Raw genomic sequence first — 5,044 nt, forward strand, 5'->3', positions numbered from 1 at the left:
CGGGCGACGGTGCGCTCGGCATGGAAGTTCAGCGCGCCCGCCCAGCCATGCGTGGCGGCGGGGATCGAGATGCCGACGGTCTGGGACAGCGCCGGGGCGGCGCCGAGGCCCAGAAGGGCGGTGGTGGCGATCAAGGTGGCTTTCATTGGTGGTTCTCCTCCCACGGGTTAAGGGTCAGCGTGCCGCGCCGGTGTTGCGTTGCAGCACGACGGCCAGAATGATGACGACGCCCTGGATGGCCCCGTTCAGATAGGGGCTGACGACATCGGTCAGGTTCAGAAGGTTGCCGATCAGCGACAGGATCAGCACGCCCACGACGGTGCCCCAGACCCGCCCGAAGCCGCCCTTCAGAAGCGTGCCGCCGATGATCACCGCGGCGATCGCCTCGAGTTCCCACAGAAGGCCCGTGGTGGCCGAGGCGGAACCGAGGCGCGGCACGTACATCACGACCGCGATGCCCACCAGCGTGCCCAGCAGCACATAGGTCGCCAGCCGCACCCGCAGCACCGCGACCGAGGAATAGCGCGCGACCTTCTCATTGGACCCGATCGCGGCGCAATGGCGGCCGAAGGCGGTGTGGCGCATGGTGATCTCGCCCAGGATCGCCAGGGCGGCGAAGACGAGGATCGGCCAGGCGATGCCGAACAGGCCACCGTAATAGACGGGGCGGTACATCTCGCGCATCTCGTAGCCCAGGGACAGCGTGCCGCCATCGGCCAGCCAGGTCACCAGGGAGCGATAGATGCCCATGGTGCCAAGGGTCAGGATGAAGGCCTCGATCCCCGCCCGGGTGATCAGGATGCCGTTGATGAACCCCGCCGCCAGCCCGGCCAGCAGCGCCAGCGCGATGCCCGCGAAGATCACCGGCAGGCCCGGCCCCATGCTCTCGGTCAAAAGGTTCATCACCAGGATCATCAGCCCCGCCACGAAGGCCGCCATCGAGCCCACGGACAGGTCCAGCCCCCCGGCGGTGATCACGAAGGTCATGCCGATGGCGATGATGCCGATGAAGGCCGAGCGCGCCAGCACGTTGGTGATGTTGGCATAGCTGAGGAAGTTCGGGTTCAGCGCCATGCCGATCGCGATCAGCACCACCAGCGCCACCAGCGGCGCGATGACGGTCAGGTTGACGCGCGGGCGGCGCTGTGCGGGGGCAGCGGATGCCGGGGAATTGGAGGCGGTGCTCATGCGGCGTGGTCCTTGTCTGTGTCGTCCATGCCCATCGCCAAGCGCACGATGGCGCCCTCGGTGACCGCATCGCCCGACAGCTCGCCCGCGATGCGCCCGGCATGCATGACGATCACGCGGCTGGCCAGACCGATCAGTTCGGGCATCTCGGAGGAGATGACGATGATGCTGCGCCCTTCGGCGGCCAGCCGGGCGATGAGGGTGTAGATCTGCTGCTTGGTGCCGATGTCGATGCCGCGCGTCGGCTCGTCGATGATGATGACCTGCGGGTCCGACAGCAGCACCTTGGCCAGCAGCAGCTTCTGCTGGTTGCCGCCCGACAGATCGCCCACCGCCATGTCGCGGGAGGGCGCGCGGATCGCGAACTCGGCGATGGCGCGGTCCAGCGCCGCCTCCTCGCGCCTGCGGTCGATCAGCGGGCGGCCGAAGGTCTCCAGCAGCGGCAGGGTCAGGTTCTCGCGCAGGGACTTGTCCAAGAGAAGCCCCGCGCCCTTGCGGTCCTCGGTCAGATAGGCCAGCCCCGCGCGCATGGCCTGGGCCACCTGCCCCGCGGGCAGATCGGTGCCGTCCAGCCGGACGCTGCCCGTGCGCGGGCGCAGCCCGGCGATGGCCTCGGCCAGCTCGGTGCGGCCCGATCCGACCAGACCGCCCAGGCCCAGCACCTCGCCCCGGTGCAGGACCAGGCTGGCGTCATGGACGACGCCCGGCACGGTGATGCCCTGCGCCTCGAGGATCGGCTCGGCGCTGCCCCGCACTTTGGGGGGATAGAGATCCGACAGCTCGCGCCCGACCATCGCGGCGGCCATGTCGTCCTCGGTCACGTCGGCGGTCAGGTCCGAGCGCACCATCGTGCCGTCGCGCAGCACGGTGACGCGGTCGGCGATGCGCTTGACCTCGCCCAGCTTGTGCGAGGTGTAGAGGATTGCCACGCCCTCGGCCCGCAGCCGCTCGATCTGCGCGAACAGCACCTCGGTCTCGCGCTCGGTCAGCACGGCGGTGGGCTCGTCCATGATCAGCACGCGGGCGCGGCGCGACAGGGCCTTGGCGATCTCGACCATCTGCTTGTCGGGGACCGAGAGGCGGTTCACCGGCGTGGCCGGATCGACCCGGCAATGCAGCTGGGACAGCAGATCGGCGGTGCGCGCGCGCATCGCCTTGTGGTCCAGCAGGATGCCGCGGGTCAGCTCGCGGCCCAGGAAGACGTTCTGGTCCACCGACAGGTGCTCGGCCAGGTTGAACTCCTGGTGGATCATGATGATCCCCCGCTCCTCGGCCTCGTCCGAGCCGGCGAAGGTCACGGGTTGGCCCTCCAGCAGCACTTGGCCGCCGGTGGGGTCGAGATAGCCGGCCAGGATCTTCATGGTCGTGGACTTGCCCGCGCCGTTCTCGCCGATCAGGGCATGGACCTCGCCGGGATGCAGGGCGAAGTCGACGCCGTGCAGGACCTCGATCGGCCCGAAGGCCTTGGTGACGGCGTCCAGCGCCAGGACGGCGGGCGCAGCTGCGGTGGGTCCGGGAATGGTCATGGCGTCACCTCGACCCATCCCGCGTCGGCGGCCTGCGAGCGGATGCAGGCATCGATGAAGGCCATCCCCTCCAGCCCGTCGCGGATGCCCGGCAGCGTCTCGGGATGCACGCCGCTGCGGATCGCCTCCGCCGCCTCGGCATAAAGATTGGCGAACCCCTCCAGATAGCCCTCGGGATGGCCCGCAGGCACGCGGCTGCCCTCGGGCGTGCTGCCGGGACCTGCCCGGCGCAGGACCTGCGCGGGCTGGCCGAAGGGAGTGTAAAGCAGCGTCTCGGGCAGGTCGTGCTGCCATTCCAGACCGCCCTTCTCGCCATAGACGCGCAGCCGCAGCCCGTTCTCGCGCCCCGGCGCCACCTGCGAGGCCCAGAGCATCCCCCGCGCGCCGGTGCCGTAGCGCAGCAGGATATGGGCGTTGTCGTCCAGCCGGCGCCCGGGCACGAAGCTGCTCAGGTCCGCGGCCAGCCGCTCGGGCAGCATCTCGGTGACGAAGCGCGCCAGCTGGAAGGCGTGGGTGCCGATGTCGCCGATCGCGCCCCCTGCCCCGGCACGCGCCGGATCGGTGCGCCATTCGGCCTGCTTGCTGGTCGTCTCTTCGGTCAGCCAGTCCTGGGCATATTCGACCTGCACCAGCCGCAGCGCGCCCAGATCGCCCCGGGCGACCATGGCGCGGGCCTGGCGGATCTGCGGATAGGCGGAATAGTTGTGGGTCAGGATGAACAGCGCCCCCGAGGCCCGCGCCGCCGCGGCCAGATCCTGCGCCTGCGCCAGCGTCGCGGTCATCGGCTTGTCGCAGATCACGTGGATGCCCTGCGCCAGGAAGGCCCGGGCCACGGGCTCGTGCAGGTGGTTCGGCGTGCAGACCGACACCGCCTCGATCCCGTCGGGGCGCGCGGCCTCGTCGCGCGCCATCCGTTCGTAATCGTCATAGCTGCGCGCGATCCCCACCGCCGCCGCGCTGGAGGCCGCCCGGGCCGGGTCCGAGGACAGCGCCCCCGCCACCAGGTCGAACCGCCCGTCCAGCCGCGCGGCGATGCGGTGCACATTGCCGATCATCGCACCCGCGCCGCCGCCGACCATGCCGAGCCGGATGGGAGTATGCCGCGTCGGATTGGGATTGGCCACGCTCATGCCCCCAGCCCCAGCATCCGGCGGTTGGCCGCGTCATCCGCGCCGCCATCCGCGAAGTCGTCGAAGGCCCGGTCGGTCACCCGGATGATGTGGTCGCGCACGAAGGCCGCCCCCTCGCGGGCGCCGTCCTCGGGATGCTTGAGCGCACATTCCCATTCGACCACCGCCCAGCCATCGAAGCCCATGGTGGCCAGCTTCGAGAAGATCCCCTTGAAGTCCACCTGCCCGTCGCCCAGGCTGCGGAACCGTCCCGCCCGGTCCAGCCAGGGCTGGTAGCCGCCATAGACGCCCTGCCGCCCCGTCGGGTTGAACTCGGCATCCTTCACATGGACCATGCCGATGCGCTCGGCATAAATGTCCAGATTGGCCAGGTAATCCAGCTGCTGCAGCAGGTAATGCGACGGATCGTACAGCATCCTCGCGCGCGGATGCTGGTCCACACGATCGAGGAACATCTCGAAGGTCACCCCGTCATGCAGGTCCTCGCCGGGATGGATCTCGAAGCAGATGTCCACGCCGCGGCTGTCGGCATGGTCCAGGATCGGCCGCCAGCGCGCCGCCAATTCGTCGAAGGCCGCCTCGACCAGACCCGCCGGGCGCTGCGGCCAGGGATAGAGGTAGGGCCAGGCCAGCGCGCCCGAGAACGCCGCCATCCGGTCCAGCCCCAGATTGGCCGAGGCATCGATGGTCTTCTTGACCTGATCCACCGCCCAGGCCTGCCGCGCGACCGCGTCGCCCCGCACAGCCGCCGGCGCGAAGCCGTCGAAGGCCGCGTCGAAGGCCGGATGCACCGCCACCAGCTGGCCCTGCAGATGCGCCGACAGCTCGGTGATCTCGACCCCGTTGGCCCGCGCCTGCTCTGAGAGCTCGTCGCAATAGGTGCGCGAGGCCGCCGCCCGGTCCAGGTCGATCAGCGAGGCCGCCCCCGAGGGCACCTGCACCCCCAGATAGCCGCAATCGGCCGCCCAAGCGGTGATCGCGCCGAAGCTGTCGAACGGCGCCTCGGCGCCCACGAATTGCGCCAGAAACAGGCCGGGGCCCTTGATGGTCTGCATGTATCCTCCCGAAGCCTCTCCCCGAAGCTCCTCCTTGCCCGACCCAACTCCGCGTCTCTCCACAGTGTGTAATCGGTTTCATCCAACGAAACCACAGGATGAAATGGTTTACAATATGCATTTTTGCGATAAGCGTGAGGCTGGC

4 protein-coding genes are annotated in these 5,044 nt (G+C 69.5%); all 4 read right to left on the reverse strand.

All coding sequences use genetic code 11. From position 1 onward, the window contains the following. Window positions 1-174: 174 nt before the first annotated feature. From FA743_RS19870 to FA743_RS19885, 4 genes are read right to left on the reverse strand one after another with little or no spacing between them, the layout of a single operon-like run. The gene (locus FA743_RS19870) at window positions 175-1,188 is read right to left on the reverse strand and encodes an ABC transporter permease (protein ID WP_136887787.1); all 1,014 of its coding nucleotides are present in this window, start codon (window positions 1,186-1,188) and stop codon (window positions 175-177) included. After that, window positions 1,185-2,714: a sugar ABC transporter ATP-binding protein gene (locus FA743_RS19875; protein ID WP_136887788.1), complete on the reverse strand. Its 1,530-nt coding sequence runs from the start codon at window positions 2,712-2,714 to the stop codon at window positions 1,185-1,187. Before FA743_RS19875 ends, FA743_RS19870 begins: the two co-directional genes overlap by 4 nt. Then, window positions 2,711-3,844, reverse strand: coding sequence for a Gfo/Idh/MocA family protein (locus FA743_RS19880; RefSeq protein WP_136887789.1), 1,134 nt, complete (start codon window positions 3,842-3,844; stop codon window positions 2,711-2,713). Before FA743_RS19880 ends, FA743_RS19875 begins: the two co-directional genes overlap by 4 nt. Next, window positions 3,841-4,899 (reverse strand): sugar phosphate isomerase/epimerase family protein, encoded by a 1,059-nt coding sequence (locus tag FA743_RS19885; protein WP_136887790.1) that lies wholly within the window; start codon window positions 4,897-4,899, stop codon window positions 3,841-3,843. The genes FA743_RS19880 and FA743_RS19885 overlap by 4 nt, the downstream gene beginning before the upstream one ends. Window positions 4,900-5,044 lie beyond the last annotated feature (145 nt).

This window comes from Paracoccus gahaiensis, from assembly GCF_005048225.1.
GTDB lineage: Bacteria > Pseudomonadota > Alphaproteobacteria > Rhodobacterales > Rhodobacteraceae > Paracoccus > Paracoccus gahaiensis.

What these genes read in the sequence shown, in the direction of transcription:
- FA743_RS19870 (WP_136887787.1), bottom strand. Translation starts at nt 1,188, where the DNA reads ATGAGCACCGCCTCCAATTCCCCGGCATCCGCTGCCCCCGCACAGCGC.
- FA743_RS19875 (WP_136887788.1), bottom strand. Translation starts at nt 2,714, where the DNA reads ATGACCATTCCCGGACCCACCGCAGCTGCGCCCGCCGTCCTGGCGCTG.
- FA743_RS19880 (WP_136887789.1), bottom strand. Translation starts at nt 3,844, where the DNA reads ATGAGCGTGGCCAATCCCAATCCGACGCGGCATACTCCCATCCGGCTC.
- FA743_RS19885 (WP_136887790.1), bottom strand. Translation starts at nt 4,899, where the DNA reads ATGCAGACCATCAAGGGCCCCGGCCTGTTTCTGGCGCAATTCGTGGGC.